The sequence below is a fragment of the Cupriavidus sp. UME77 genome (assembly GCF_014170355.1).
In the GTDB taxonomy this organism is placed as follows: domain Bacteria; phylum Pseudomonadota; class Gammaproteobacteria; order Burkholderiales; family Burkholderiaceae; genus Cupriavidus; species Cupriavidus basilensis.
Genome location: NZ_LZZU01000014.1, coordinates 34,561 through 59,969, shown reverse-complemented (window position 1 = coordinate 59,969; position 25,409 = coordinate 34,561). Strand labels below are relative to the sequence as shown.

The 25,409-nt window shown below is 67.2% G+C and carries 24 protein-coding genes; 12 read left to right on the top strand and 12 right to left on the bottom strand.

Translation table 11 applies throughout. From position 1 onward, the window contains the following. Positions 1-270: 270 nt before the first annotated feature. Both sodB and xseA read right to left on the bottom strand, forming a co-directional pair. Positions 271-852 (bottom strand): superoxide dismutase [Fe], encoded by a 582-nt coding sequence (gene sodB / locus A9975_RS06580; RefSeq protein WP_183031929.1) that lies wholly within the window; start codon positions 850-852, stop codon positions 271-273. 153 nt (positions 853-1,005) lie between these two features. Next, positions 1,006-2,391 (bottom strand): exodeoxyribonuclease VII large subunit, encoded by a 1,386-nt coding sequence (gene xseA, locus A9975_RS06575; RefSeq protein ID WP_183031928.1) that lies wholly within the window; start codon positions 2,389-2,391, stop codon positions 1,006-1,008. A 1,064-nt stretch (positions 2,392-3,455) separates the two neighbouring features. On the opposite strand from xseA, the gene A9975_RS06570 reads away from it, so the two are divergent. The 7 genes from A9975_RS06570 (at position 3,456) to A9975_RS06540 (ending at position 8,792) form a co-directional block, all read left to right on the top strand. Next, on the top strand, positions 3,456-4,076 hold the full coding sequence (locus tag A9975_RS06570) for a MotA/TolQ/ExbB proton channel family protein (protein WP_006157938.1): 621 nt from the start codon (positions 3,456-3,458) through the stop codon (positions 4,074-4,076). Positions 4,077-4,082: 6 nt separating this feature from the next. Beyond that, positions 4,083-4,511, top strand: a complete 429-nt coding sequence (locus A9975_RS06565) for a biopolymer transporter ExbD (protein WP_043344052.1) — start codon at positions 4,083-4,085, stop codon at positions 4,509-4,511. A 215-nt stretch (positions 4,512-4,726) separates the two neighbouring features. Continuing rightward, entirely contained in the window at positions 4,727-5,836 is a 1,110-nt protein-coding gene (gene lpxK, locus A9975_RS06560; protein WP_183031927.1) for a tetraacyldisaccharide 4'-kinase, read from the top strand. Beyond that, positions 5,817-6,005 (top strand): Trm112 family protein, encoded by a 189-nt coding sequence (locus A9975_RS06555; RefSeq protein ID WP_035860825.1) that lies wholly within the window; start codon positions 5,817-5,819, stop codon positions 6,003-6,005. Before lpxK ends, A9975_RS06555 begins: the two co-directional genes overlap by 20 nt. A gap of 12 nt (positions 6,006-6,017) precedes the next feature. Next, positions 6,018-6,827: a 3-deoxy-manno-octulosonate cytidylyltransferase gene (gene kdsB / locus A9975_RS06550; protein ID WP_183031926.1), complete on the top strand. Its 810-nt coding sequence runs from the start codon at positions 6,018-6,020 to the stop codon at positions 6,825-6,827. Positions 6,828-7,187: 360 nt separating this feature from the next. Then, a complete protein-coding gene (gene adk, locus A9975_RS06545; RefSeq protein ID WP_183031925.1) occupies positions 7,188-7,853 on the top strand; it encodes an adenylate kinase in 666 nt (221 codons plus the stop codon). Between the two features lie 180 nt (positions 7,854-8,033). Beyond that, a complete protein-coding gene (locus tag A9975_RS06540) occupies positions 8,034-8,792 on the top strand; it encodes a 3-hydroxyacyl-CoA dehydrogenase (RefSeq protein ID WP_183031924.1) in 759 nt (252 codons plus the stop codon). A 27-nt stretch (positions 8,793-8,819) separates the two neighbouring features. Here the strand turns inward: A9975_RS06540 and A9975_RS06535 are convergent, their stop codons facing one another. After that, positions 8,820-9,629: a helix-turn-helix transcriptional regulator gene (locus A9975_RS06535; RefSeq protein ID WP_183031923.1), complete on the bottom strand. Its 810-nt coding sequence runs from the start codon at positions 9,627-9,629 to the stop codon at positions 8,820-8,822. Between the two features lie 203 nt (positions 9,630-9,832). Between A9975_RS06535 and A9975_RS06530 the strand changes: the two genes are divergently transcribed. Further along, complete coding sequence (locus A9975_RS06530; protein WP_183031922.1) at positions 9,833-10,591, top strand: class I SAM-dependent methyltransferase; 759 nt, start codon at positions 9,833-9,835, stop codon at positions 10,589-10,591. 64 nt (positions 10,592-10,655) lie between these two features. Here A9975_RS06530 and A9975_RS06525 read toward each other — a convergent pair whose 3' ends face one another. Further along, complete coding sequence (locus A9975_RS06525; RefSeq protein ID WP_183031921.1) at positions 10,656-11,564, bottom strand: LysR family transcriptional regulator; 909 nt, start codon at positions 11,562-11,564, stop codon at positions 10,656-10,658. A gap of 95 nt (positions 11,565-11,659) precedes the next feature. Here A9975_RS06525 and A9975_RS06520 point away from each other — a divergent pair, with 95 nt between their 5' ends. Next, complete coding sequence (locus A9975_RS06520) at positions 11,660-12,682, top strand: bile acid:sodium symporter family protein (RefSeq protein WP_043344030.1); 1,023 nt, start codon at positions 11,660-11,662, stop codon at positions 12,680-12,682. 77 nt (positions 12,683-12,759) lie between these two features. Here the strand turns inward: A9975_RS06520 and A9975_RS06515 are convergent, their stop codons facing one another. Both A9975_RS06515 and tsaE read right to left on the bottom strand, forming a co-directional pair. Next, positions 12,760-14,265, bottom strand: coding sequence for an N-acetylmuramoyl-L-alanine amidase (locus A9975_RS06515; protein WP_150988779.1), 1,506 nt, complete (start codon positions 14,263-14,265; stop codon positions 12,760-12,762). After that, the gene (gene tsaE, locus A9975_RS06510) at positions 14,259-14,771 is read right to left on the bottom strand and encodes a tRNA (adenosine(37)-N6)-threonylcarbamoyltransferase complex ATPase subunit type 1 TsaE (RefSeq protein WP_183031920.1); all 513 of its coding nucleotides are present in this window, start codon (positions 14,769-14,771) and stop codon (positions 14,259-14,261) included. The genes A9975_RS06515 and tsaE overlap by 7 nt, the downstream gene beginning before the upstream one ends. 16 nt (positions 14,772-14,787) lie before the next feature. On the opposite strand from tsaE, the gene queG reads away from it, so the two are divergent. Continuing rightward, entirely contained in the window at positions 14,788-16,008 is a 1,221-nt protein-coding gene (queG, locus tag A9975_RS06505; RefSeq protein ID WP_183031919.1) for a tRNA epoxyqueuosine(34) reductase QueG, read from the top strand. A 4-nt stretch (positions 16,009-16,012) separates the two neighbouring features. On the opposite strand, the gene A9975_RS06500 is transcribed toward queG, so the two are convergent. Further along, on the bottom strand, positions 16,013-16,906 hold the full coding sequence (locus tag A9975_RS06500; RefSeq protein WP_183031918.1) for an AEC family transporter: 894 nt from the start codon (positions 16,904-16,906) through the stop codon (positions 16,013-16,015). Positions 16,907-17,028: 122 nt separating this feature from the next. On the opposite strand from A9975_RS06500, the gene A9975_RS06495 reads away from it, so the two are divergent. Then, the gene (locus tag A9975_RS06495; RefSeq protein WP_370564016.1) at positions 17,029-17,655 is read left to right on the top strand and encodes a chalcone isomerase family protein; all 627 of its coding nucleotides are present in this window, start codon (positions 17,029-17,031) and stop codon (positions 17,653-17,655) included. 137 nt (positions 17,656-17,792) lie between these two features. Further along, a complete protein-coding gene (locus tag A9975_RS06490; RefSeq protein WP_183031917.1) occupies positions 17,793-18,761 on the top strand; it encodes a tripartite tricarboxylate transporter substrate binding protein BugE in 969 nt (322 codons plus the stop codon). 269 nt (positions 18,762-19,030) lie between these two features. On the opposite strand, the gene A9975_RS06485 is transcribed toward A9975_RS06490, so the two are convergent. The 5 genes from A9975_RS06485 to A9975_RS06465 all read right to left on the bottom strand — a co-directional run bounded on the left by A9975_RS06485 (position 19,031) and on the right by A9975_RS06465 (position 25,402). Beyond that, positions 19,031-19,969 carry a carbohydrate kinase gene (locus A9975_RS06485; RefSeq protein ID WP_183031916.1) on the bottom strand — a complete coding sequence of 313 codons (939 nt, stop codon included), beginning with the start codon at positions 19,967-19,969 and terminating at the stop codon, positions 19,031-19,033. Between the two features lie 44 nt (positions 19,970-20,013). Next, the gene (pgi, locus tag A9975_RS06480; protein ID WP_255503098.1) at positions 20,014-21,690 is read right to left on the bottom strand and encodes a glucose-6-phosphate isomerase; all 1,677 of its coding nucleotides are present in this window, start codon (positions 21,688-21,690) and stop codon (positions 20,014-20,016) included. A 101-nt stretch (positions 21,691-21,791) separates the two neighbouring features. Continuing rightward, on the bottom strand, positions 21,792-23,282 hold the full coding sequence (gene zwf, locus A9975_RS06475) for a glucose-6-phosphate dehydrogenase (protein WP_183031915.1): 1,491 nt from the start codon (positions 23,280-23,282) through the stop codon (positions 21,792-21,794). Positions 23,283-23,371: 89 nt separating this feature from the next. Beyond that, a complete protein-coding gene (locus tag A9975_RS06470; RefSeq protein WP_370564041.1) occupies positions 23,372-24,310 on the bottom strand; it encodes an ABC transporter substrate-binding protein in 939 nt (312 codons plus the stop codon). A 78-nt stretch (positions 24,311-24,388) separates the two neighbouring features. Continuing rightward, entirely contained in the window at positions 24,389-25,402 is a 1,014-nt protein-coding gene (locus tag A9975_RS06465) for a ribose ABC transporter permease (RefSeq protein ID WP_183031913.1), read from the bottom strand. Between the last annotated feature and the right edge of the window lie 7 nt (positions 25,403-25,409).

Sequence of the window (25,409 nt, the reverse complement as noted above, 5' to 3'; positions counted from 1 at the left end):
GGCAAGACGCTTCGGCTTGCGGATCCTCGAGTGCCCGCTTGACCTGCCTCGATTCGCGGAGAATCTTCAGTGGCGGAAGTATCAGGAAGGCGACTCGGTTATCGTCTGGCTACGCAAGCTGCTGCGCGAGACCGCGGCGCAGATGCCGCCATCTGGCAGCCGACAGGATACGAAATACGTCAATTCAAGCCCGCGGAATTCCCCCAAAAAAAAACCCCTTAACCAGGGTAAGGGGCTTTTTCAACTTCTGGTGCGGAAGCAACCGCGAGATCAACCAGCGAAGTTCTTGCTGGCGAAGTCCCAGTTCACGACGTTCCAGAATGCCTCGACGTACTTCGGGCGGGCATTGCGGTAATCGATGTAGTAAGCATGCTCCCACACGTCGCAGGTCAGCAGCGGCTTGGCGTCGGTGGTCAGCGGGGTAGCGGCGTTGGAGGTCGAGACCAGGTCCAGCGAACCGTCGGCCTTCTTCACCAGCCAGGCCCAGCCCGAACCGAAGGTGCCGACCGCGGTCTTGGTGAATTCTTCCTTGAACTTGTCGAAGGAGCCGAACTTGGCGTTGATGGCATCAGCCAGCGCGCCGGTCGGTTGGCCGCCGCCGTTAGGCTTGAGCGAGTCCCAGTAGAAGGTGTGGTTCCACACCTGGGCAGCGTTGTTGAAGATGCCGCCGGAGGACTTCTTGACGATGTCTTCGAGCGTCGAGTTTTCGAACTCGGTGCCCTTGATCAGGTTGTTCAGGTTGGTGACGTAGGTCTGGTGGTGCTTGTCGTGGTGGAACTCCAGGGTCTCCTTGGAGATGTGCGGAGCGAGCGCATCATGAGCGTAAGGCAGCGGGGGGAGAGTATGTTCCATTGTTCTGTCTCTTTCTGTGGGGTTGAAGATCAGGAATTGTCGATTGTAGGGGACTTGCCATACCCGCGCAAACGCGGCAAACAAAGCCCCTTCGATCATATTAGTTTGATCGATATGCAAGCGCTGTCGGCGCCCCGCCGACGCGCGCCGGGCTTAGAGTTCCGCCAGCCTGGGCTGGACGCTGGCGAGGCTGGCATCGGCCACGCCTTCGGCCAGGTGGACCTCGATCACGGCGCCCGCGCGCAGCTCCGACGGCGAGCGCAAGGCGTGTCCGCGCTGGTCCAGCAGCACAGCGTAGCCGCGCTCCAGGGTACGCTGCGGCGCCAGCACCTCGAGCGTGCCGGCGGCGCGCTGCCAGCGCTGGCCGGCGCGCTCAACCTGGCGCTGCGTGGCGTCGCGCAGGCGCAGCGCGGTGCGGCGCAACTCGGCCTGGGCGAGGGCCAGGTCGGGGCGGCCGGCAGCCCAGCGCATGGCCAGCACCTGCTGGCGGTGCCGCTGGGCGGCCACGGTATCGCGCAGCGCGGAGCGCAGGTGACGCATGAGGTTGTCGACCTGCAGGCGGCGCTCCTGCAGCTGCGCTTGCGGGCTGCGCAGGCGGCGGGCCAGCCAGTCAAGGTTCTGGGCGCGCCGGTCGAGCTGGCGCTGCATGCACTGGGCCAGCGCGTCGCGCGCGCGGCTGGCTTGCAGCAGCATATGGCTGCGGTCCGGGCTGACCAGCTCGGCGGCGCCGGTGGGTGTGGGCGCGCGCACGTCGGCGACGAAGTCGGCGATGGTGAAATCGGTCTCGTGGCCCACGCCGGAGACCACCGGCACGGCGCAGCGCGCGATGGCCTGCGCCACGCTCTCCTCATTGAACGACCACAGGTCCTCGATGCTGCCGCCGCCGCGGCACAGGATCAACACATCGCATTCGTTGCGCTCGCTGGCGGTGTCGATCATGGCGGCGATCTTCGCCGCGGCGCCGGCGCCCTGTACCGGCACCGGGTAAACCACGACGGGCACATGCGGGGCGCGCCGGCGCAGGGTGCTGATCACGTCGCGCAGGGCCGCCGCCTGCAGCGAGGTGATCACGCCAATGGTGCGGGCGTGGACCGGCAGCGGCCGCTTGCGCTCGGGCGCGAACAGCCCGGCCTGCGAGAGCTTTTCCTTCAGGCGCAGGAATGCCTCGTACAGATTGCCAAGGCCGGCGCGGCGCATGCCCTCTACGCCGAGCTGCAACTCGCCGCGCGCCTCATACATGGATACGAGCGCCCGCACCTCGACTGCCTCGCCCTCGCGCGGCGTGAAGTCGACATGCTGGTTGCGCCCGCGGAACATCACGCAGCGGATCTGGGCGCGCGCGTCCTTGAGCGAGAAATACCAGTGGCCGCTGGCGGCGCGTGTGAAATTTGAGATTTCGCCCCGGACCCAGGTCAGAGGGAAACTACGTTCCAGTACCTGGGCGATCGCGTGGTTCAGCTCTCCGACGGGAATCGCCTCACGCGCCCCGGGAGGGGCCATAGGCTGGGTTTCACGCGAAAAGTTCAGCGGTTCTGACATGGCGCACGGCCGGGCAAGCGGCGTGGAATTGACATGTCCACAGCATAACTGGTCTGTCAAGCCTCTTGGGGTGGGGGAGGCAATAACCCCGCAAAGCCGCATGACTTGACACAAGCCTTTGATTCTTATGCGCTTTCGGCTGTCTTATTTTTTAGGCAATGTAAGCAAACCCCTTATGCGTCAAACACTTACCGGCTGCACCCCCGGCTTGTTCACAAAGTTATCCACAGGAACTCTGGACAACCTTGGGTAGAACGCGCTATCTGTGGAAAACTATTTCCCACCCGCCGGAAATGCCCATCCGGCGGCCAAAAGAGATCGCAAGGCCTCCTAACCGCGACTTGGCGTGGCCATGTCCTGTGCATGAGCACGGAGACTGGAAAACACCATGCAAATGGCTGTTGCCCATTTTTTAATCAGCATATGTGAAGCGCTTTTCAATCAATGACTTAAGTGGCTTCTCAGGTAGTTTTCCACAACCCGTCCACAAGACTGTCCCGGCGGAATGTGGAAAGGGGGAGACATGGCGGGATTTTTTCATTCACGGGGCGTCGGAGGCCCCCGCGAAGCCCATCTGGCGTGCCCTGCACATTATTTAGGCACCACGTATACCTACCTTTCCAATCAATGACTTAGCTTTCTTTTCAGACGTCTGTCCACAAACGGTCCACAGCACTGTCCTGTTTTAATGTGGATAGACCGGACTCCGATTTTGGGCGTTTCGCGTGCGTCCGGAGGATGCCCTCGTCACTCGCGGCTTGCCCGTTTTTTAAGCGACACACAATTTTTCCTTATTAATCAGTGACTTGACCGCCTTGTCAGCCCTCTGTCCACAATTCATCCACAGCACTGTCCCTGTTCCATGTGGACATCCCGGCAGTCGCCGCCTCCAGCGCCTCGCGCGTACGATGCGCGGCAGACACACCGCGATGCTGCGTCTTGCCCCGCCCGGTGCTGCGGGTTAGAGTGGCGCCTGATTTTTTCGAACATTTTCGAACATAGCCAGCGCGCGCACGGCCGCGGCGCCTGGCATGAGCACACAAGCCGTTGACTCGGGGTTCCACGTGTTTTCCATCATTCAAGCTGCCGGCTGGCCGATCTGGCCCTTGTTGCTCGCCTCGGTCATCGCCCTGGCGCTGATTGTCGAGCGTTTCCTCAGCCTGAAGCGCAGCAAGGTGCTGCCGCCCAAGCTGTACGACGAAGCCCTGTCGGTGGCGCACCAGCGCCGCGCCACGCCGGAGGTGGTCAACACGCTGGAGCAGAACTCCCCGCTGGGCCGCGTGCTGGCCGCTGGCCTGCGCCATGTGGTGCTGCAGCCCCATACGTCCCGCGATGCCGCCAAGGAAGTGGTCGAGGAAGCCGGGCGCGCGGTGGCGCACGAGCTGGAGCGCTACCTGAACGCACTAGGCACGATCGCCTCGGTGGCGCCGCTGATGGGCCTGCTGGGCACCGTGATCGGCATGATCGAGATCTTCGGCAGCCAGGGCGGCGCCGGCGCCAGCCCCGAGCAGCTGGCACATGGCATCTCGGTGGCGCTCTATAACACCGCCTTCGGCCTGATCATCGCGATTCCGGCACTGATCTTCTGGCGCTATTTCCGCCGGCGCGTGGACGACTACGTGGCCGAGCTGGAATTCCGCGCCACCGCCTTCCTGGACGCCATCCTGCCGCAGCGCCGCGCCTGATACGCCATGCACTTCCGATCCCGCCAGCGGCGTGAAGAACCGGAGATCAACCTCATCCCGTTGATCGACGTCCTGCTCGTGATCCTGATCTTCCTGATGATCACGACCACGTACTCGCGCTATACCGAGCTGCAGATCCAGCTGCCGACCGCCGACGCCGAAAAGGCGCAGCAGCGCCCCGGCGAGATCGTGGTATCCGTATCCGCCAAGGGTGTCTATTCGATCAACAAGCAGGTCATGGACCAGCAGGACGTGACCAGCCTGGCCCAGCGCCTGCGCGAAGTAGCCGGCCCGGCCGATGGCCAGCCGCCCGTGCTGATCGTCAATGCGGACGCACAGGCCACGCACCAGTCCGTGATCAACGTCATGGAAGCCGCCCGCTTGGCCGGGCTGCCCCGCCTGACCTTCGCCACGCAGAGCTCGCAGGCGCGCTGAGCGGCCCGGCGCGGGGATGCAATCCCCCGCCGCGAGCCGCACCTTGCGGCGGGCGCCGCAAGGTGCCCATAATGACCGGGTAGCTCGCTTGCGTTCCCCCGCCATGAGGCAATGAGGCGATGACGCCATCGTGCCGGCGCGCCGAGCTACCGTCCCCGGCCCCACCCCTGCTCTTTTCAACGCAGCCTTACCGCCCAGCCCTGCCTACCACGCCCATGCCCGCTCCCCGCAACGCCCTTGCCGACTTCGTGACCGCCCAGTGGCAACGCCGCGGCTGGTTCGCCTGGCTGATGCTGCCGCTGTCGTGGGTGTTCGGCCTGGTCAGCGGCTGGCGGCGCCTGGCATACCGGCGCGGCTGGTACAGCTCGACGCGCCTGCCAATGCCAGTGGTGGTGGTCGGCAACGTCACCGTGGGCGGCACCGGCAAGACCCCCGCGGTGATCGCGCTGGCCCATGCACTGGCCGAGTCCGGCCTGCGCCCGGGCGTGGTCTCGCGCGGCTACGGCGTCAAGCTCAAGCATCCGCGCCGGGTCAAGCCGACCTCGCAGGCCAAGGACGTGGGTGACGAGCCGCTCTTGATCGCGCGCGCCACCGACGTGCCGGTCTGGGTCTTCCCCGACCGGGCGCTGTGCGCGCAGACGATGCTGGTCTCGCATCCCGGCGTCAACGTGCTGCTGCTCGACGATGGCCTGCAGCACTACAAGCTGCAACGCGACTTCGAGATCGTGATGTTCGATTCGCGCATGGGCGGCAACGGCCTGCTGCTGCCAGCCGGCCCGCTGCGCGAATCGCTCTCGCGCCGTCGCGACGCCACCCTGATCAACGACCCGGACTTCCGCCCCAGCCCGGACCAGCCGGATGTCTATGGCATGCGCCTGGTGCTGGACGACGCCTGGCAACTGGCTGACCCGACCATGGCCAAGCCGCTGTCGGCATTTGCCGGGCAACGCGTGCTGGCCGCCGCCGGCATCGGCAACCCCGAGCGCTTCTTCGCCAGCCTGCGCGCAGCCGGCCTCGCGCCGGACACCATGCCCCTGCCGGACCACTATGACTTCGCCGAAGACCCGTTCGCCGGCGATCCTGTCGCGCAGGCGGCCAATGCGATCCTGATCACCGAGAAGGATGCCGTAAAATGCGAGCGCCTCAGTGACCCGCTGGACCCGCGGATCTGGGTCGTCCCCACCACGCCCGTGATCGACGCGGGCCTGATCGAAAAAATTCGCCGCGCCGTCGCCGCGCATGCCCAGGCCGCTCCCACAGCGCCGGGCGCCGCGACCGCCGCTGGCCACACCAAGGAAACCCGAGATGGACAACCGGCTGCTTGAAATCCTGGTCTGCCCGCTGTGCAAGAGCAAGCTGGAATATGACCGCGCCGCCCAGGAACTGATCTGCCAGGTCGACAAACTGGCCTATCCGATCCGCGACGGCATTCCCATCATGCTGGCCGATGAAGCACGCCAGACCGTGCCGGGCCGGCTGGTCTCGCCGGAATAAGCGGCTAGCACCATGTCGCTGCCCGCTTTTACCGTCGTCATCCCGGCGCGCCTGGCTTCCACCCGGCTGCCCAACAAGCCGCTGGCCGATATCGGCGGCAAGCCCATGATCGTGCGCGTGGCCGAGCGCGCCCATGCCTCGTCGGCGCAGCGCACGGTGGTCGCCACCGACGCGCCCGAAGTGGCGGCAGCCTGCGCGGCGCACGGCATCGAAGCCGTGATCACGCGTGCCGACCACCCCTCGGGCACCGACCGCCTGGCCGAAGTGGCTACCTTGCTAGGCCTGCCGGACGACGCCATCGTGGTCAATGTGCAGGGCGATGAGCCGCTGATCGAGCCCAGCCTGATCGACGAGGTGGCACTGCACCTGGCTCACCATGCCGATTGCGCCATCGCCACCGCCGCGCATCCGATCAGCGAGATTGCCGAGGTGTTCAACCCCAATGTGGTGAAAGTGGTGTGCGACGCCGCCGGCCGCGCGCTGTATTTCTCCCGCGCGCCGATCCCCTGGGCCCGCGACGCCTGGGCCGGCGTGCCGGCCGCGGCGGCAGCCACCGCCCAGGTGGCCTTGCCAGCCATGCCGGTACTGCGCCACATTGGCCTGTATGCTTACCGCGCCGGATTCCTGCGGCGCTTTCCCACGCTGGCGCTGTCGCCGGTGGAGCAGACGGAAGCGCTGGAGCAGTTGCGTGCGATGTGGCATGGCGAGCGCATCGGCGTGCTGGAAACAGCGGCTGTGCCCGCGCCTGGCGTTGACACGCAGGCCGACCTGGACCGCGTGCGTGCGCTGTGGGCGCAGGCCATGGCGCAGGAAGGCCCCTGAGAGCACTTGGCGACGGCCGCCGGCTGCGGCGGTCATCGCATGACTTACGACATAAGTCATGATAGATGTCACCGCAGCGGCAAGCCGATTTCGCGCCGCCTCATGGCATAATGCTTGACGATACAGAGCCGTCGGGCGCCCGGGCGCCCGGCCAAGGCTCGGTGGGGAGATGAAAAGTGAGCCCGACCGGTACCCGCCCGCCGCCAGCGGCAGAGGCGTCAGCGTGCCGGCCGTCAACAGACCAGACTCCGACCTGAGGCGCGCCGTCCCGACGGCGTTGGTAAGCCTCGCGTCAAGTTTCGGCGTTACCCTCCTTCCATTCCCCCTGCCATACAAGATTCAAAACTCTGAGGACCCGTAATGCGTTTGATCCTGTTGGGCGCGCCTGGCGCCGGCAAAGGCACGCAAGCCCAGTTCATCTGCGAGAAGTTCGGCATCCCCCAAATCTCCACCGGCGACATGCTGCGCGCCGCGGTGAAGGCTGGCACGCCGCTAGGCGTGGCCGCCAAGAAGGTGATGGACGCAGGTGGCCTGGTGTCGGACGACATCATCATCGGCCTGGTCAAGGACCGCCTGCAGGCGGCCGATTGCAAGGACGGCTATCTGTTCGATGGCTTCCCGCGCACCATTCCGCAGGCCGAGGCCATGAAAGAAGCCGGCGTGGCGATCGACTACGTGCTGGAAATCGACGTGCCGTTCGATGCCATCATCGAGCGCATGAGCGGGCGCCGCGTGCACGTGGCATCGGGCCGCACCTACCACGTCAAGTACAACCCGCCCAAGGTGGAAGGCGTGGACGACATCACCGGCGAAGCGCTGATCCAGCGCGACGACGACAAGGAAGAGACCGTCAAGAAGCGCCTCGACGTCTACTCCCAGCAAACCCGTCCGCTGGTGGATTACTACTCCAAGTGGGCCGCCAATGGCGACGCCACCGCCAAGGTAGCACCGCCGCAGTACCGCAAGATCGCGGGCGTTGGCAGCGTGGAAGACATCACTTCGCGTGTGTTCGAAGCACTGAAGTAAGCCGCGCGCCTCCGGCGCCGCAGGTGGAAAAGGCGACCCTCGGGTCGCCTTTTTTTATTGCCGCCACCATCCGCGGAGATAGCATCGCTGAATTGACGTTTACGTAAACGTTATGCCAACATGCCGTACCTGCTCCGCCAGAAAACCAAAAGACCACACATCCAAGCGAGGAAGACAAAGATGGAAATCCGCGACAACGTATTTATCGTCACCGGCGGCGCCTCCGGGCTCGGCGAGGGCAGCGCCCGCATGCTGGCCGCCGCGGGCGGCAAGGTGGTGATCGCCGACCTCAACGAAGCCGCCGGCACCGCGCTGGCCGCCGAGCTGGGCGGGAAGTTCGTGCGCTGCGACGTCAGCAGCGAGGCCGACGGGCAAGCCACCGTGGCGGCAGCCACCGCGCTGGGCCGCCTGGCCGGGCTGGTCAATTGCGCCGGCATTGCCACCGCCAACAAGACGGTGGGCAAGAACGGCCCGCACCCGCTCGACGCCTTCGACAAGACCATCCGCGTCAACCTGATCGGCACCTTCAACATGATCCGGCTGGCTGCCGCGGCCATGGTGCAGAACACGCCCGACGCGGAAGGCGAGCGTGGCGTGATCATCAACACGGCATCGGTGGCGGCCTTCGACGGCCAGATCGGGCAGGCCGCTTACGCGGCCTCCAAGGGTGGCGTGGTCGCCATGACGCTGGCCATCGCGCGCGACCTGTCGCGCGACGGCGTGCGCTGCATGACGATTGCCCCGGGGCTGTTCGAGACGCCGATGCTGCTGGGCATGCCGCAGGAAGTGCAGGACGCGCTCGGCAAGATGGTGCCGTTCCCGCCGCGCCTGGGCCGCCCGGCCGAGTACGCGAAGCTGGTGGGATCCATCATCACCAACCCCATGCTCAACGGCGAAGTGATCCGGCTCGACGGCGCCATCCGCATGCAGCCGAAGTAACGCCGTCCGGGCCGTTGCCGGCGGCTTTCACGCCGGCATCAGCATCACCAGCGTCAGGCCCGGCGCGGCGGCCGGCACCAGCGTGAGCTGCTCGAAATGCAACAGCCCGCGCAATGGATGCTGAAAGCCGCGGCGCCCGCCCTGCCGCTCTTCCACATCCTGCGACATCCAGTCAGCCCGGAACACCGGGCTCTGGGCAATGAGCCCCTCCACCAGCGCGCGCATCGGCGGATCGTCGGCATGGCGGATGCTGTGCGCGCGAAACTCCGACACCAGCCGTGCCGCCCGGTGCGGCCAGTCCTCCACCAAGGCCTGCAAACCCGGCGACAGGAACATGCTGCGCAGCAGGTTGCGGTCTTCGCTGGCGGGATCGAGCCAGCCCACGAACAGGTCGGCTGCGGCGGCATTCCAAGCCAGCGCGCTCCATTGCCGGTCAAGCAGGTAGGCCGGGCCGTTGATGGCCTCCACGCTGGCGAGGACGGCTGCTGGCGCGTGTTCGTCCTGCGCCTGCATAGGGTCGCGCCGGCCTGCCAGCTCGAACAGGTAGGCCCGTTCCGCGCGCGACAGCCGCAGTGCGCCGGCCAGGCTGGCCAGCGCGCGGGCCGATAGCGCCACCGGCCTGCCTTGTTCCAGCCACGTCACCCAGGTAGCGCTCAGGCCGGCGAGCTGCGCCAGCTCCTCGCGGCGCAAGCCCGGCGTGCGCCGCCGCCGGCCGGGTGCCAGGCCAACTTCGGCCGGGGCCAGGCGCTCGCGGTGCGCCCGCAGGAAGCGGCCCAGCACGGCTTCGCGCGTGAGTTCGTGTGGCTTGGCGGGATCGGGGGGCGCGTATTCTGTCATGGAGGGCTGAGCGGGCAATGCAGGTAGCCAGGCAAAAGCTCGAAAGCTCAAAAGCTGGTGCGTTTTATACCAGGATAAAACCCTGACTTGTACCGGGAAAACAGGCTGCTACAGTACGTCGAACCCGTTACGCGGGCAAGCCCCCGCCACCAATCCCCCGGTCACCAGAACCCACTAGCGGCCATTGCCGCCAGGAGAGCCACATGCAACAACAAGAACTCGTTGCCGCCCAGTTCGGCGCCACCGCCAGCGCCTACCTCACCAGCGCGGTCCACGCCCAGGGCGCGGACCTGCAGCAGCTTGCACAGGAACTGGCGGCGCTGCCGGCGGCGCGGGTGCTCGACCTGGGTTGCGGTGCGGGCCACGCCAGCTTTGCCGCAGCGGGGGTCGCAGCGCAAGTGACGGCTTACGATCTGTCGGCGGAAATGCTGGCGGTAGTGGAAGGCGCGGCGCGCGACAAGGGGCTGGCGAACATCCGTACCCGCCAGGGCGCCGCGGAATCGCTGCCCTTTGACGATGCCAGCTTCGACGCGGTGATCTCGCGCATGAGCGCGCACCACTGGCGCAACGTGCCGGCGGCGCTGGCGGAGATGTACCGGGTGCTCAAGCCGGACGGCAAGGTCGTGCTGATCGATATCGCCGGCTCGGATGACCCGCTGCCCGACACCTGGCTGCAAGCGGTGGAGTTGCTGCGCGATCCGTCGCATATCCGTGACTACACCGCTACCGAGTGGAAAGCGATGCTGGAGACTGCGGGCTTCACGGCCAGCGTTTCGCCTGCCTGGCGCATCGAACTGGAGTTCGCCACCTGGGTGCAGCGCATGCGCACGCCGCCCGTGGCGGTAGCCGCCATCCAGCACCTGTGGCAACTGGCACCGGCCGAAGTACGCGACCACTACCTCGTCAAGGCCGACGGGAGTTTTGCGCTGGAAGCGGTGATGGTCACGGCAACGCGCGCTTAAGCCGCTAAGCCGCTAAGCCGCTAAGCCGCTAAGCTGCTCAGCAGCCAAGCCAGGCGGGCGTCCGTCATTGCGCCATGGCCGGCTCGTCCGGCAATGGCAGGCTCTGCACCATCTGCCACACGGCGGCGGCAGAGGGCGACAAGGAGCGGTCCTCCCGGCAGACCATGACAATGCGCCGCTCCTCGCGCGGCGTGAGCGGCCGCCAGACCAGAGGAGACGCCGCCGGCAACGGCAGCGAGAACGAGGGCAGGACCGAAGCGCCGATGCCGGCCTCGACCATGCCAAACACGCTGGCCGAATGCCCCAGCTCCTGCACCACGCTGGGCGCCACGCCATGGCTGGCGAAAATGCGGTCGATCAGGGGCCGGCTGCCCGAGGCGAAATCCAGCAGCACCAGCGGCATGCCGTCCAGCGCGGACCACGGCACCGAGTCGGCATTGGCCAGCGGGTGATCGCGCCGGCACACAAAGCAAAACGGATCGGTCGCCAGCGGCGCGATGGTCAAGCCTTCATGCGCCAAAGGATCGATCAAGACGCCAAAGTCCACGGCCCCCGCGCGGATCTGCTCGAGGCCATCGGCCTGCACGTTGTCGCGCACGCTGAGGCGGATATCCGGATACTGGCGCGCGCAGGTCGACACATACAGCGGCATCAGCCGCGCGGAAATCGTGGGTGCACTGGCAATCACAACCCGGCCACGATAGCGCTCGCCAAGCTGGCGCGTTTCTTCCAGCGTATCGTCGAGCTGGCCAAGCAGGCGCTCGATGGCAGGCGCCAGGGCCTGGCCCGCGTCGGTCACCAGCACCTCCCGCGTGGTGCGGTCGAGCAAGCGCACGCCAAGTGCCTCTTCCAGCTCGGCAACGCCCCGGCTGACCGCGGGCTGCGTCAGGCCAACCGCGTCCGCGGCCCGGCTGAAACTGCCATGCCCGACCACGGCGAGGAAGACCCGCAACTGGCGCAATGTGTAATTCATGCGTCTATGAGATGAATGGATGCGATAAATGAATTTGCATTCTAGGCTTCGGTGGCGTCCAATGCTAGGCGAAACCCTTATCCAACCTTGCTGTCATGTCCGCCATCCTCTCACCCTTCAAGAAAATCTACGACCTGATCGACGGGTTCGTATTGATCATGCTGAGCGCCATCGGCATTGCGCTGCTGGCCCCGCAAATCGGCGCCGGCGACGGCCCGCTGCACCTGGGCATGGTCACCAACCTGGGCGTGGCCCTGGTGTTCTTCCTGCACGGCGCCGCGCTGTCGCGCGACAAGCTGGTGGCCGGCGCGCGCCACTGGCGCCTGCATGCCTTCGTGCAGAGCTTCACCTACATCGTCTTCCCGGTGGTCGGGCTGGCGTTGATGTTTGGCCTGCGCAACATGCTGCCTGCCGAGCTGCTGCTGGGCGTGTTCTACCTGTGCGCGCTGCCGTCCACCGTGTCGTCGTCCGTGGCGATGACCTCGATGGCGCGCGGCAACGTGCCCGGCGCAATCTTCAATGCCACCATCTCGGGCCTGATCGGCATGGCCGTCACGCCGCTGCTGATGGGCCTGGTGATCAGCGCCAGCGGCGCCTCGATGCCGCTGGGCAAGGCGCTGACCGGCGTGGCGCTGCAACTGCTGCTGCCGTTCGCGCTCGGCCAGCTGGCCCGCCCGCTGATCGGCAGCTGGCTGGCCAAGAAAAAGCAGATTACCAACAAGATCGACCGCGGCGTGATCGTGCTGATCGTGTATTCGTCGTTCTGCGACGCCACCGCCGCCGGCCTGTGGCACAAGTACAGCTGGGAAACCATCGGTGCCGTGATGGCGCTCGCCGCCGTGTTGCTGGTGGTGATCCTGGCCACCACCACCTTTACCGCGCGCCGCCTCGGCTTCTCGGTGGAAGATGAGATCACCGCGGTGTTCTGCGGCTCCAAGAAGAGCCTGGCCAATGGCATCCCGATGGCCAAGATCTTGTTTGCCGGCCACCCGGCGCTGGGCCTGCTGGTGCTGCCGCTGATGGTCTACCACCAGTTGCAACTGATCGTGTGCTCGGTGATTGCCTCGCGTTACGCCAGCCGCGACGCGCTGCCCGACGGGGCTACCGCCCGCGCCTGAGTCTCGGCGCGCGGCACGGCAAACGGAAAACGGCCGGCAACGATGTTGCCGGCCGTTTTGCTTTCAGGCGCCGCCGCTTACACCGACGGATTCTTCGCCAGCGGCGGATTGCGCGCGAAGTAGTTCTTGATGCCACGCAGGATGGCGTTGGCCAGTTGCTCCTGGTGGCTCTCGTCGTTGAGCTTGCGCTCTTCCTCGGGATTGCTGATGAAAGCGGTCTCGACCAGGATCGACGGGATATCCGGCGCCTTGAGCACGGCAAAGCCCGCCTGCTCCACGCTGCCTTTGTGCAGCCGGTTGACGCCGCCGATCTCCGCCAGCACGGCCTTGCCCACCTGCAAGCTGTCGTTGATCTGCGCGGTCGTGGACAAGTCCAGCAGCACCCGCGCCACCTGCGCATCCTTGTTGCCCATGTTGGCGCCGCCGATCAGGTCTGAGGCGTTCTCCTTGTTGGCCATCCAGCGCGCGGCGGTGCTGGACGCGCCGCGCTCGGACAAGGCGAACACCGAGGCGCCCTTGGCTTCCGGCGAGAGGAAAGCATCGGCGTGGATGGACACGAACAGGTCGGCCTGCACCCGGCGCGCCTTCTGCACGCGCACGTTGAGCGGCACGAAGAAGTCCGCGTCGCGCGTCATCATGGCGCGCATATTGGGCTGGGAGTCGATCTTGGCGCGCAGCCGCTGCGCGATCTGCAGCACCACGTCTTTCTCGCGCGAGCCGGACGCACCGGTGGCGCCGGGATCCTCGCCGCCATGGCCGGGATCGATCGCGACGGTCAGCAGGCGGCGCATCTTGAAGGAACGGTCCGCCGGCGGGTTGTTGGCAGGCAGGGCCGCAGGCGGGTTGTTCTGCGCCAGCGGCGGCGCCGACGGCACCGCTGGTGAGGAAGGTGCCGGCGGCCTGGGCTTGACGGCTGCCATCGGCGGCAGGGCCGGCACCGGGTTGGCGCCCTTGTCCTCGAACTTGCGCACCAGTGCGCCAATGGCGTCTTCCTCGCCGGAGGCGGGCGCGCCGGACACGCCGTCCGCGCCGGCCGGGGGCTGCGTGGCGGCAAACCTGCGCTGCTTGTCCTCGGTGTCGCGCACCAGCGTCCACAAGGGATCCGGCGGATTGACGGGGTACAGGTCAAACACCAGGCGATTGCGGTAACTGCCGATCGGCGCCAGCGTGAACACCTGCGGCGAGACGTTTTCCTTCAGGTCGAACACCAGCCGCACCACGCGCGGCCGGTTCTGGCCCACGCGCACGGTCTGGATATAAGGATCGTTGGAGGTGATCTTGGCCACCAGCTCGCGCAGGGTGGGCGAGAGATCGAGGCCATCGATGTCCACCACCAGCCGGTCGGGGCCGTGGATCATCTGGTGGACGGCGGCTAGCGGCTCATCGGATTCGATGGTGACGCGGGTGTATTCCTCGGCGGGCCAGACCCGCACCGCGACGATGCCGGCGCCAAAGGCGATCTGTGGCCCGGCCAGCGTGAGCACCACGCTGCCGGCGCCGGCCTTGAGGCACTGCGCCAGCCATTTGCGGCGGGCCAGCTGGATATCGTCGGGTCGGTCGGTGGCGAGTCGCTTGATCAGCATGCGCAAAGCAGGATAAGTCCAGTCTGAGTATAGGCACGAAGCGTAACGATACGGCGTTCGGCCGCGTCGTCGGCGTCGCTGATGTCCGATTGGAGCAACAAGTGAAGGTCCGGTTCCCCAAGCAAGCGCCCGGCTTTCTCCGGCCATTCCACCAGGCTCACGGCCGGTTCGGCAAAACAATCACGAAAACCGGCATCGGCCCACTCCTCCGGATCGGCGAATCGGTACAGGTCAAAGTGGTAGGCGGTCAGCGGCGAGCCATCGGCGCGCGTGACCGAATACGGCTCGCACAGCGTGTAGGTGGGGCTGCGCACCTTGCCCGCGTGGCCTAGCGCGCGCAGGATGGCGCGCGACAGCGTGGTCTTGCCGGCGCCAAGGTCACCCGAGAGCTGCAGGTGCACGGTCTGGGGCGGCAGGTTGCGCACGGCCTCGGCCAGCGCCGCGCCCAGCCGGGCGGTGGCCGCTTCGTCGGGCAGGTTGAGTGTGCGTTCTTGGAGCAGGGGCATTGCGTACAATTCGGGAATGATCGACCGAGCAGCCCAGGCGCCAACCGCCTCGCCCCCTCCCGCCAGCAGCGCCGCCCACGGGGCAGCGCCTGGCCTTGCGCCGCCCCTGGCGTCGTCCGTTGTGCATGCAGGCACGGACGACGCCGGGCTGGAGGCGCTGGTGGGCTCGATCCGGGCCTGGGGCACGGAACTCGGCTTCGATGCGCTCAGCATTGCCGACGTGGATCTGAGCCGGGCTGAAGCAGGATTGTTGGCGTGGCTGGCGCAGGGCTACCACGGCGACATGGATTATATGGCGAACCACGGCTTGCGGCGCGCCCGTCCCGCCGAACTCGTGCCCGGCACGGTGCGCGCCATCGTGGCACGCATGCCGTACCTGCCCGCCGCGCTCCCGCACGACTGGCGCGCCCATGAACTCGCCCGGCTCGACGACCCCGCCACCGCCGTGGTCTCGCTTTACGCGCGGGGCCGCGATTATCACAAGGTGCTGCGCAACCGCCTGCAGCAGCTCGCCAGCCGCATCGAAGCCGCCATCGGCCCGTTCGGCTATCGTGTGTTCACCGACTCGGCGCCGGTGATGGAGGTGGCGCTGGCCGCGCAGGGCGGGCTGGGCTGGCGCGGCAAGCACACGCTGCTGCTCGACCGCGATGGCGGCTCGATGTTCTTCCTCGGCGAGATCCTGGTCGATGTGCCCTTCCCCGCCGATGCGCCGGAGCCAGGCCACTGCGGCAATTGCCGCCGCTGCATCGATATCTGCCCGACCCAGGCCATCCTGGAGCCCTACCGGATCGACGCGCGCCGCTGCATCTCCTACCTGACCATCGAGCACAAGGGCGCCATCCCCGAGGCACTGCGCGCGCCAATGGGCAACCGCGTGTACGGCTGCGACGACTGCCAGCTGGCGTGCCCGTGGAACAAGTTCGCCCACCGCGCCACGCTGCCGGACTTCGACGTGCGCAATGGCTTCGACGCGCCCGACATGGCCGAGCTGTTCGGCTGGACGGAGGCGCAATTCAACCAGCGGCTGGAAGGCAGCCCGATCCGCCGCATCGGCCATGAACGCTGGCTGCGCAACCTGGCGGTGGGGCTGGGCAACAGCCTGCGCGCGGCGATGGCCAGCGGCGACACGGCGCTGGCCACGCGCATCCGCGCGGCGCTCGGCGCGCGCCAGGCCGAGGCCAGCCCGCTGGTGCGCGAGCATATCGACTGGGCGCTGGCCCACGCGCCCGCTAACTGACGAGTTAACTGACCAGAGACAGCCAGAACGGCGTGGTGACGATGGCCGCCACGGTCATCACCGAGATCGTCGCCGCCACCATCGGCCCGTTGCCGCCCATGCGCACGGCCAGGATATACGCGCTCGAGGCCGTCGGCAGCGAGGCGAACAGCACCGCGATCTGCGACTGCAGCTCGGTCAGCGGCAGCATGCGCCCCACTGCCCAGGCAAAGCAGGGCATGGCCACCAGCTTGACGCCGCTCCACCATGCCACCGGCCCGACCGCCCCCGTCACCCCGCTCATCTGCAGGCCCGCGCCGACCGTCATCAGCCCCAGCGCGGTGGACGCGGAGCCCAGCCGGGCCAGCGTCATGCCCACCACCTCGGGCGGGTGCAGGCCCACCAGGTTGGTCAGCAAGCCCCCTGCGGTGGCGAGGATCAGCGGGTTGCGCGCCAGCTCGCGCCACAGGCGGGTCTCGCCGTGACGGGCCAGCGCCCATACCGCGGCCACATTGCACAGCGGCACCGTGCAGCCGACGATCACCGCCATCATGGCCAGCCCCTCGCTGCCGCCCAGGCGCGCGGCCAGCGCCAGCCCGATATAGGAATTGAAGCGGAATGCAGTCTGCAGGCCGGAGGCGAAATCGAGCGGCGCCAGCCGCATCGTCCATTTGACGGCGTAGCCGCCCACCATGCCGAAGGCGGTGGTCAACAGCGCCAGGCCGAGCATGGCCGACGTGGAGGAGAAATCGAATTTGGCGCTGTTGGTGGACTGCAACAGCAGCGCGGGGAAGAGCACGAAGTACACCAGGCGCTCCACGCCGGCCCAGAACGCGCGGTCGAACGGGGAATAGCGCACCAGCAGCCAGCCGATCAGGATCAGGCTGAAATCCGGCACCAACAAGAGAGCAGAAGACATCGGTTGGTTCTAGTTATTGTGATGGCCGCTGCGCACGCCAAGTGCAGCCTAGGGCAGATACCAATTGGTATTGTTTCAGAAATCGCGGACTATGACACGTTCCGTCGTACCGCCCAGCCTTTATGTTTTCCCGTCGTACCCCGTTCGCGTGCGAACCGCTCGTCCGCCGCGCAAGCCTGCTGGCGCTCACCCTCTGCGTGGGCGCCGCCCTGGCTATGGCGCCGGAGCCCGCGCGCGCCAACGAAATCGAGGGCATGCGGATCGACGACGCCACCCGGGTCGGCGGCAAGGAGCTGCAGTTGAACGGCACCGGCCTGCGCTCGATGTTCATCATCAAGGGCTATGTGGCCGCCCTTTACCTGCCGGAGAAGGCGCGCAACGCGACCGTGGTGCTGGGCGCCCACGGCCCAAAGCGCCTGCAGATCCGGCCGCTGCGCGAGGTGCCATCCGATGCCTTTATCAAGGCCCTGAACGAAGGGATCCGCGAAAACCACAGCGAGGTCCAGTTCCAGAGGCTGTCCGAGCGCCTGCTCCAACTGCGCCAGGCCATGGAGCAGATGGGCACCGCCCGCAAGGGCGATGTGATCAATTTTGACTTTTCGCCCGATGGCGGCACCGTGATCGCCATCAACGGCACGCCGCGCGGCAAGCCGATCCCGGGCGAGGATTTCTACCAGGCCGTGCTGCGCATCTTCCTTGGCGACCATCCGGTCGACCGGGATCTCAAGCGCGGGCTCCTGGGCGGTTAGCCCCCGGGCGGCCTCCAGGCCCGCCCGCCAGAACTCACGCCGCCGGCTTCAAAGCCCCGCCACCGCGGATGCGTCGCCGGCGTTCTTTACCTTGGGCGGATATCCCCGCCCGGTCCTTTGACGGGAGACACGATCTCATGCAAACCAGCAAAATCGCCCTGGCCCTAGGCCTGGCAGCAGCGGCCTCCGTGGCGCAGGCGCAAAGCTTCCCGACCAAGCCGATCCGGCTGATCATCCCGTTTGCGCCCGGCGGCACGACGGACATCGTGGGCCGCGGCGCGGCCGACCAGATGAGCCGCATCCTGGGCCAGCCCGTAGTGGTGGAAAACCGCGCCGGCGGGGGCGGCTCGATCGGCGCCGACGCCATCGCCAAGGCCGCGCCCGATGGCTACACCATCGGCATTTCCACGGTCTCCACCATGGCGGTCAACCCGGCCTGCAACCCCAAGCTGTCGTACGACCCGATCAAGGACTTCAAGCCCGTCACCAACCTGGCCAACGTGGCCAACGTCATCGCGGTCAACCCGAACTTCCCGGCCAAGGACTACAAGGAGTTCCTGGCCGTGCTCAAGGCCAACCCGGGCAAGTATTCGTACGCGACCTCCGGCACCTGCGCCTTCGGCCACATGCTGGGCGAGCAGTTCAAGGTCTCGACCAAGACCTTCATGGTCCATATCCCCTACCGCGGCGCGGGCCCGGCGCTGAACGACGTGCTGGCCGGCCAGGTGCCGATCATGGTCGACAACCTGCCCTCCTCGATGCCCTACATCAAGGCCGGCAAGCTGCGCCCGATCGTGGTGGCCTGGAACAAGCGCCTCGACTCCCTGCCGAACGTGCCGACCTTCGGCGAGCTCGGCCTGAAGGAGCCGAACGACCCGGCCTGGTACGGCCTGGTGGCCCCGGCCGGCACGCCTGACGAAGTCATCAAGAAGCTGAACGAAGCCGCGGTCAAGGCACTGCAGGACAAGGACTTCCAGCAGCGCCTGCGCACTGCCGGCGCGGAACCTTCGGGCAACACCCCGGCAGAGCATGCGGCGGAGATCAAGAAGGAATTCGAGAAGATGAAGACGCTGGTGAAGGTGCAGAACATCAAGCTGGAGCAGTGATCTCGGTGTCAAACCCGCGTCACTAGCCGAAGCCGGCGAGCGGGCCAAAGCCGCGCGCCATGACGACGGCTCTCCCTCTCCCCTCATGGGGAGAGGGCCGGGGAGAGGGGTGGCTTAGCTAGGAGCCACTTGAAACGAAGCCCGCGGTGTTTTCCAGCACGACGGCGTAACGAGCGCCCGCCCTCTCCCCCAGCCCCTCTCCCGCACGCGGGAGAGGGGTGCATGGCAGCGAACACGGCAGGGAGCACGGCAACGCCGATCCAACGCGATCAGCCCAAAGAGGCCAAAACCACCGCCTCCCCCAGCAGCACACTCACCTCAGCCGCCGTCGGCGAATACGCCCCCGCACGCGTGGCCGCCACCGCCGCGGTAGCGGCAGCCCATCGCGCCTGCCGCGCCAGCGTCGCCTCGGGGTCCAGCAGCAATCCCGCCATCCATCCGCCCATTGCAGCGTCGCCGCAGCCAACGGTATCCACCACATCGACGGCGAAAACCGGCTGCTCACAAGCACCATCCCCGTGCAACAGCGTCATGCCGTCCGCGCCGCGCGTCAGCAGCACGCGTGCCTGCGGCGCCAGCGCCCTGAGCGCGGCAAGCGCGGCGTGTTCGTCCAGTGCGGGGTACAGGCCGCGCAGGTCTTCGTCCGATACCTTGATGTAGTCGGCCAGGCCAGCCATATGCGCAAAGACGGCCTGATACTCCGGCGCGCGCATGGGCGTGCGGAAGTTGGGATCGAAGGCGATGCGCTTGCCCGCGGCGCTGGCCTGCGTGGCTTCCGTGCACAGGCGCGCGGCGAGCGGCTGGCGCGCGAGGCTGAGCGAGCCGAAGTGCACGGTGCGCGCGGCCTGGCGCCAGCCCGCCGGCAAGCGCTCGGGATCGAAGTAGAGGTCGGCGCTGTCGTCGCCGACGAAGAAGTACTGCGGCGGGTGCTGCGCGCCGACAAACGCCAGCAGCGGCGAGCGCTCCACGCGCTGCAGGAAGCGCAGGTCCAGGCCGGCCTCGGCACTGGCCTCGGCTAGCTGGTCGCCCAGCGTGTCGGCGCTGATCGCCCCGGCAAAGGCGGTGGGCACGCCCAGCCGCGCGCCCACGCGGGCCACATTCCAGCACGAGCCGCCGGGCAGGCCGAGCCAGTCCTGCCCGCCCTGGTGGACCATATCGGTCAATGCCTCGCCGAAGACGACGTAGGCTGGCCATGATGTCGTTGTCATTGCATCCTCTTTCTCGTATTTCCCAGTGCGTGCGCTGCCGCGCGTCAGCCTTGCCAGGCCGATGCAGCGGCCAATGCGCGCCGGATCAGGCCGGCGGTGGAAGCATCATGCGGGCGGGCTGGCCCGCCGTCGAGCTCGCAGGCGATCGGCGCGGCAAGCTGCTTGCCGAGCTCCACGCCCCACTGGTCGAACGAGTTGATATTCCACAGCACGCCCTGCACGAAGGTGCGGTGCTCCGAGAGCGCGATCAATGCGCCCAGGTGATACGGATCGAGCCGCTGCAGCAACAGCGTGTTGCTGGGGCGGTTGCCCTCGAACACCATGTGCGGCACCAGCGCTTCGTCCTGCACGCCGAGCGCCCTGACCTCTTGCGCGGTGCGCCCGCGCAGCAATGCCTCGCCTTGCGCAAAACAGTTGGCGAGCAGCTTGCCGTGGTGGCCCGGCATCGGGTGCACCGGCTCCAGCGCGGCGATGAAATCCACCGGCATCCAGTGCGAGCCCTGGTGCACCATCTGGAAGTAGGCGTGCTGTCCGTTGGTGCCGGTGGTGCCCCACACCACCGGCGCGGTGCCTTGCGCGGCGGCGGTGCCATCGAGCTGCACGGACTTGCCGTTGCTCTCCATCTCGAGCTGCTGCAAGAAGGCCGGCAGCAGTTCGAGCGGCTCGCAGTACGGCGCCACGCAGCGGCTGCCGGTGCCCAGGAAGCTGCGATACCACACGTCGAGCAGGCCGAGGATCATCGGCATGTTTTGCGGCGCGTCGGCCTCGGCAAAATGCCGGTCCATGGCGCGGGCGCCGTCGAGCAACTGGCGAAAGCGCGCAAAGCCAACAGCCAGCGCAATCGACAACCCCACCGCGGACCACAGCGAGAAGCGCCCGCCCACCCAGTCCCAGAACGGGAACATATTGGCGGGGTCGATACCGAACGCGGCCACCGCTTGCCGGTTGGTGGAAACCGCGACGAAGTGGCTGGCCAACTGTGCCTGCGGCACGCCGTGGCGCAGGAACCAGGTGCACGCGGTGTGCGCGTTGGCCATGGTCTCCAGCGTGGTGAAGGTCTTGGAGCAAACCACCACCAGCGTGCTGGCGGCGTCCAGCCGCGCGAGCACGGCGGCCAGATCGCTGCCATCCACATTGGCGACAAAATGCAGGCGCGGCCCTTCGGTGTCCAGGTGCGCGAGCGCGCGGCAGACCATGCGCGGGCCGAGGTCCGAGCCGCCGATGCCGATATTGATCACGTCGGTGATCCGGCGGCCATTCCAGCCGCGCCACGTGCCGCCGCGCACCGCGTCGGCAAAACGCTCCATCTGAGAGAGCACCGCAGCCACGTCGTCGGCCACCGCCACGCCCTGCGCGTGAAAGCCGTCCTGCGGCCACGCGCGCAGCGCCATATGCAGCGCGGCGCGGCGCTCAGTGGTGTTGACGGCTTCGCCGCGGTACATGGCATCGCGCCGCGCGCTCACGCCGGCCTCGTCGGCCAGCGCGAAGAGCAGCGCCATGGTGGTGTCGGTGACACGGTTCTTGGCGTAGTCCAGCGTCAGGCCAGCCGCCTCGGCCACGAAGCCGGCGCTACGGGCTTCGCCCTGCTGGCCGTCGAACCAGTCGCGCAGGTGAGCATGGCGAATGGTTTGCGCATGCGCTTGCAGCCGCTGCCAGGTCGGCAGGGAACGAGACCTTTCGGACCTCGGGGACGTCGGGGACACCGGGAACATCGCGGACATCGAATCAACTCCTGTACTCGCCGCCGCGCGGGCAACTGCTGGCGCGGCGCCATGCTTCAGACTGGCTTCACAAGGCGTCTTACAGACGTCTCACAGAGACCTCACAGCTCTTCATGCCACACCGCGCCATCGCGCGAGGGCAGCGCGCTCGACGCCGCCGGCCCCCAGGTGCCGGCGGTGTAGAGCTTGGGCGCGAGATTGCTCTGCGCCCAGGCCTGCTGGATCGGCGCGACCCAGCGCCAGGCCTGTGCCTGCTCGTCGCGCCGCACGAACAGCCCGAGCCGCCCCCGGATCACGTCAAGCAGCAGCCGCTCGTAAGCGCCGGTCTTGCGCTCGTGGCGATTGCCCTGCCCGCGCGGCAGCATGCGTTGCAGGTCCAGCGTGGCGGGCTGCAGCGCCTGCGTGTCGCCGGGATGCTTGACCAGGAAATGCAGGCGGATGCTTTCCTCCGGCTGCAGGGTGATCACCAGCCGGTTGCCGGGCTCGTGGTCCAGCGGACGCGGGAACAGCGAATACGGCACGTCGCGGAACTGGATCACGATCTCGGCCAGGCGCGATTGCATGCGCTTGCCGGTGCGCAGGTAGAACGGCACGCCGGCCCAGCGCCAGTTGGCGATCTCCGCCTTGATCGCGACGAAGGTCTCGGTCTGGCTGTCGGGCGCGACGGCCGGCTCGTTCACATAGCCCGGCACGGCGTCGCCGGCCGCCGCGCCACGGCAGTATTGCCCGCGCACCACCTTCTCGGCGACCTCGTTCAACTCGATGGGCTTGAGCGCCTTGAGGATCTTCAGCTTCTCATCGCGGATCGCGTCCTCCGACAAGCTGGCAGGCGGCTCCATCGCCACCATGCACAGCAGTTGCAGCAGGTGGTTCTGCACCATGTCGCGCAGCGCGCCGATGCCGTCGTAGAATGCACCGCGCTTTTCCACGCCGATTTCCTCGGCGATGGTGATCTGCACGTCGCGCACCCATTCGCGCCGCCACAGCGGTTCGAACAGTACGTTGCCAAAGCGCATCGCCATCAGGTTCTGCACCGACTCCTTACCCAGGTAATGGTCGATGCGGTAGATCTGGTCTTCGGCGAAGTGTTGCGCCACCGCGGAGTTGATCGCGTCGGACGACGCCAGATCGTGGCCCAGCGGCTTTTCCAGCACGATGCGCACGCCCGCGTGGTTCAGGCCGGTGCGGGCCAGTTGCTCGCAGATCGGCACGAACAGGTGCGGGCCGGTGGCCAGGTAGAACACCACCACCGGCGCGGCGCGGGCACGGACCAGCTCGGCGAGTGCATCGAACCCCTCCGGCGCGTTGGCGTCCACCTGCAGGTAGAGGATGCGCGCGACAAAGGCCTGCCAGACTTCGGCCGCCGCGGCGGCCGGCAGCGCCGGACGCACCTTGGACTCCAGCATGGCCAGGTAGGCATCCTGGCCGAGCGGCTGGCTGCCGAGTGCGAGGATGCGCCCGCGCGGGTGCAGCGAGCCCACGCAGTGCGCGTCGAACAGCGCCGGCAGCAGCTTGCGTGTGGCCAGGTCGCCGGTGCCGCCGAACAGCACGAAGTCGAATTCGGGGACTGCGCCTACAGCATTGTTTGGCATGGTTTCACCAGTCGGATGGTCGGTTGGTAGGTTGGTAGGTTCATCGGCTATCAGGGAATTCGGTTGTAAGTTGAGCGCGGGCCGCCCGGCTAGCGCGGCGCCGCCCAGCCCTTGTACTCGTTCACATTGGCTCGCGTCACCAGTGTGGGCGGCAACAACACGGTGCGGTTTACGGGCGCCTGGCCATGCATCAGCCCCACGCCGATCTCCACCGCGGTGCGGGCGATGGCCCACGGGTCCTGGCTGGCCGAGGCCTGCACCAGCGTGTTGGCCTTGAGCGCGGCCTCGATATCGGGCGCGCCGTCGACAGACGCGATCAGGATGCCACGGCGGTTCAGCTGACGCGCGGCCAGGTCGGCGCCGACAGCCTGCGGGTCGTTGATGGTGAAGACCGCGTCGATCCTGGGGAAGCGGGTCAGGTAAAGCTGCATGACATTGAGACCGCCCTCGCGCGAGCCCTTGCCATCCTGGTCATCGGAGAGCACGTGGATGCCAGGGTGCTTGCCCAGCACCGTCTTGCAGCCCTTCACGCGATCCAGCACGGCAGACACCGGCGGGCCATTCTGGATGATGAGGTTCCCGCGCCCGCCCATCTGCTCGGCGAGGAAGGCGCAGGCCAGTTCGCCGGCCTGCGTGTTGTCGGTCTGCACGGTGGCGTCGGCGCCCGCCGCCGCCACGTCTACCGCCACCACCACGATGCCGGCCTTGCGGGCCTTCTTCACCGCGGGCTCGATGGCGCGCGCGTCGGCCGCGTTGATCAGGATCAGGTCCACCTTCGACACGATAAAGCTATCGATATGCGAGAACTGCTTGTTGAGGTCATAGTCGGCGGACAGCACCGTGACCTTGGCATCCGGGTTGATCTTCTTGGCGGCGGCTTCGGCGCCGTGCGCCAGCGCGACGAAGTACGGGTTGCCGAGCGAGCCGAGCGTGACGCCGACTTTTTTCAGCGGCCGTTGCGCGGCCGCGCCCGCCGATGCGGCGTCGGGCGCGCTCTGTGCGGCTGCGCCGGCGCACAGCAGGCTCATTGCCGCCATCGCCAGTGCCGCCAGGTATTGCTTGGACATATCGTGTCTCCAGTAGCCGGTGGTCAGGTCACGCACGCCTCACGTGCGCGCCGAGCCCTTGCGGCGATAGCTGTCGAGCGCCACCGCGCCAATGATCACCAGCCCCTTGATGATGTATTGCCAGATATCGGACACGCCCAGCAGCACCAGTCCGTTGGACAGCACCGCGATGATCAGCGCCCCGACCAGCGTGCCGACGATGGAGCCGGTGCCGCCCACAAAGCTGGTGCCGCCCAGGATGACCGCGGCGATGGCATCGAGCTCGTACGACTGGCCAAGCTGCAGCCCGTTGGCCGCGTACAGGCGCGCGGAAGACATCACGCCGCCCAGCCCCGCCAGCAGCCCGGACACCGCGTACACGAACAGCAGCACGACCCACACCTTGATGCCGGACAGGCGCGCCGCCTCGGCATTGCCGCCCACCGCGTAGATCTGCAAGCCCAGCACGGTACGGCGCAGCACAAACCACGACACCGCCACCACGGCAAAGGCGATGATCACCAGCCAGGGCACGCCCAATACTTCGCCGTTGCCGATAAAGGCAAAGCCGATATCCGGGTTGTAGATCGTGCTGTCGTTGCCGACCAGCCGCGCCAGCCCGCGCACCGCCGTCAGCGTGCCCAGTGTGACGATGAACGGCGGCAGTTTCATGAAAGCGACCAGCGCGCCGTTGACGATGCCGAACAGCAGGCCGCACAAAAGCGCGGCCGGCACGCTCAGCATGCCGAGCTGCGGCATCAGCGACACCAGCATCGCCACCACCGCCGAGATCGACAGGATGGAGCCCACCGACAAATCGATGCCGCCGGTCAGGATCACGAAGGTCATGCCCGCGGCCAGCACCATGTTGATGGAGGCTTGCTGCGCAATGATCGACAGGTTCTGCCAGCCGGCGAAGTTCTCGGTCAGCACCGAGAAGCCGACGCACAGCAGCACCAGCACGGGCAGCATGCCAAGCGCGCGCAGGCGCTCCTGGGTGGTGAGGCGGCCAAGGGTGGCCGCGGGCAATGCAGCGCCAGTGGAAGCGGCGGGACGCGTAATGGATTCATGCATGGTTGTC

Coding starts and splice junctions, on each gene's coding strand:
- sodB (WP_183031929.1), bottom strand. CDS start 852: ATGGAACATACTCTCCCCCCGCTGCCTTACGCTCATGATGCGCTCGCT.
- xseA (WP_183031928.1), bottom strand. CDS start 2,391: ATGTCAGAACCGCTGAACTTTTCGCGTGAAACCCAGCCTATGGCCCCT.
- A9975_RS06565 (WP_043344052.1), top strand. CDS start 4,083: ATGCACTTCCGATCCCGCCAGCGGCGTGAAGAACCGGAGATCAACCTC.
- lpxK (WP_183031927.1), top strand. CDS start 4,727: ATGCCCGCTCCCCGCAACGCCCTTGCCGACTTCGTGACCGCCCAGTGG.
- A9975_RS06555 (WP_035860825.1), top strand. CDS start 5,817: ATGGACAACCGGCTGCTTGAAATCCTGGTCTGCCCGCTGTGCAAGAGC.
- kdsB (WP_183031926.1), top strand. CDS start 6,018: ATGTCGCTGCCCGCTTTTACCGTCGTCATCCCGGCGCGCCTGGCTTCC.
- adk (WP_183031925.1), top strand. CDS start 7,188: ATGCGTTTGATCCTGTTGGGCGCGCCTGGCGCCGGCAAAGGCACGCAA.
- A9975_RS06540 (WP_183031924.1), top strand. CDS start 8,034: ATGGAAATCCGCGACAACGTATTTATCGTCACCGGCGGCGCCTCCGGG.
- A9975_RS06535 (WP_183031923.1), bottom strand. CDS start 9,629: ATGACAGAATACGCGCCCCCCGATCCCGCCAAGCCACACGAACTCACG.
- A9975_RS06530 (WP_183031922.1), top strand. CDS start 9,833: ATGCAACAACAAGAACTCGTTGCCGCCCAGTTCGGCGCCACCGCCAGC.
- A9975_RS06525 (WP_183031921.1), bottom strand. CDS start 11,564: ATGAATTACACATTGCGCCAGTTGCGGGTCTTCCTCGCCGTGGTCGGG.
- A9975_RS06520 (WP_043344030.1), top strand. CDS start 11,660: ATGTCCGCCATCCTCTCACCCTTCAAGAAAATCTACGACCTGATCGAC.
- A9975_RS06515 (WP_150988779.1), bottom strand. CDS start 14,265: ATGCTGATCAAGCGACTCGCCACCGACCGACCCGACGATATCCAGCTG.
- tsaE (WP_183031920.1), bottom strand. CDS start 14,771: ATGCCCCTGCTCCAAGAACGCACACTCAACCTGCCCGACGAAGCGGCC.
- queG (WP_183031919.1), top strand. CDS start 14,788: ATGATCGACCGAGCAGCCCAGGCGCCAACCGCCTCGCCCCCTCCCGCC.
- A9975_RS06500 (WP_183031918.1), bottom strand. CDS start 16,906: ATGTCTTCTGCTCTCTTGTTGGTGCCGGATTTCAGCCTGATCCTGATC.
- A9975_RS06495 (WP_370564016.1), top strand. CDS start 17,029: ATGTTTTCCCGTCGTACCCCGTTCGCGTGCGAACCGCTCGTCCGCCGC.
- A9975_RS06490 (WP_183031917.1), top strand. CDS start 17,793: ATGCAAACCAGCAAAATCGCCCTGGCCCTAGGCCTGGCAGCAGCGGCC.
- A9975_RS06485 (WP_183031916.1), bottom strand. CDS start 19,969: ATGACAACGACATCATGGCCAGCCTACGTCGTCTTCGGCGAGGCATTG.
- pgi (WP_255503098.1), bottom strand. CDS start 21,690: ATGTCCGCGATGTTCCCGGTGTCCCCGACGTCCCCGAGGTCCGAAAGG.
- zwf (WP_183031915.1), bottom strand. CDS start 23,282: ATGCCAAACAATGCTGTAGGCGCAGTCCCCGAATTCGACTTCGTGCTG.
- A9975_RS06470 (WP_370564041.1), bottom strand. CDS start 24,310: ATGAGCCTGCTGTGCGCCGGCGCAGCCGCACAGAGCGCGCCCGACGCC.
- A9975_RS06465 (WP_183031913.1), bottom strand. CDS start 25,402: ATGCATGAATCCATTACGCGTCCCGCCGCTTCCACTGGCGCTGCATTG.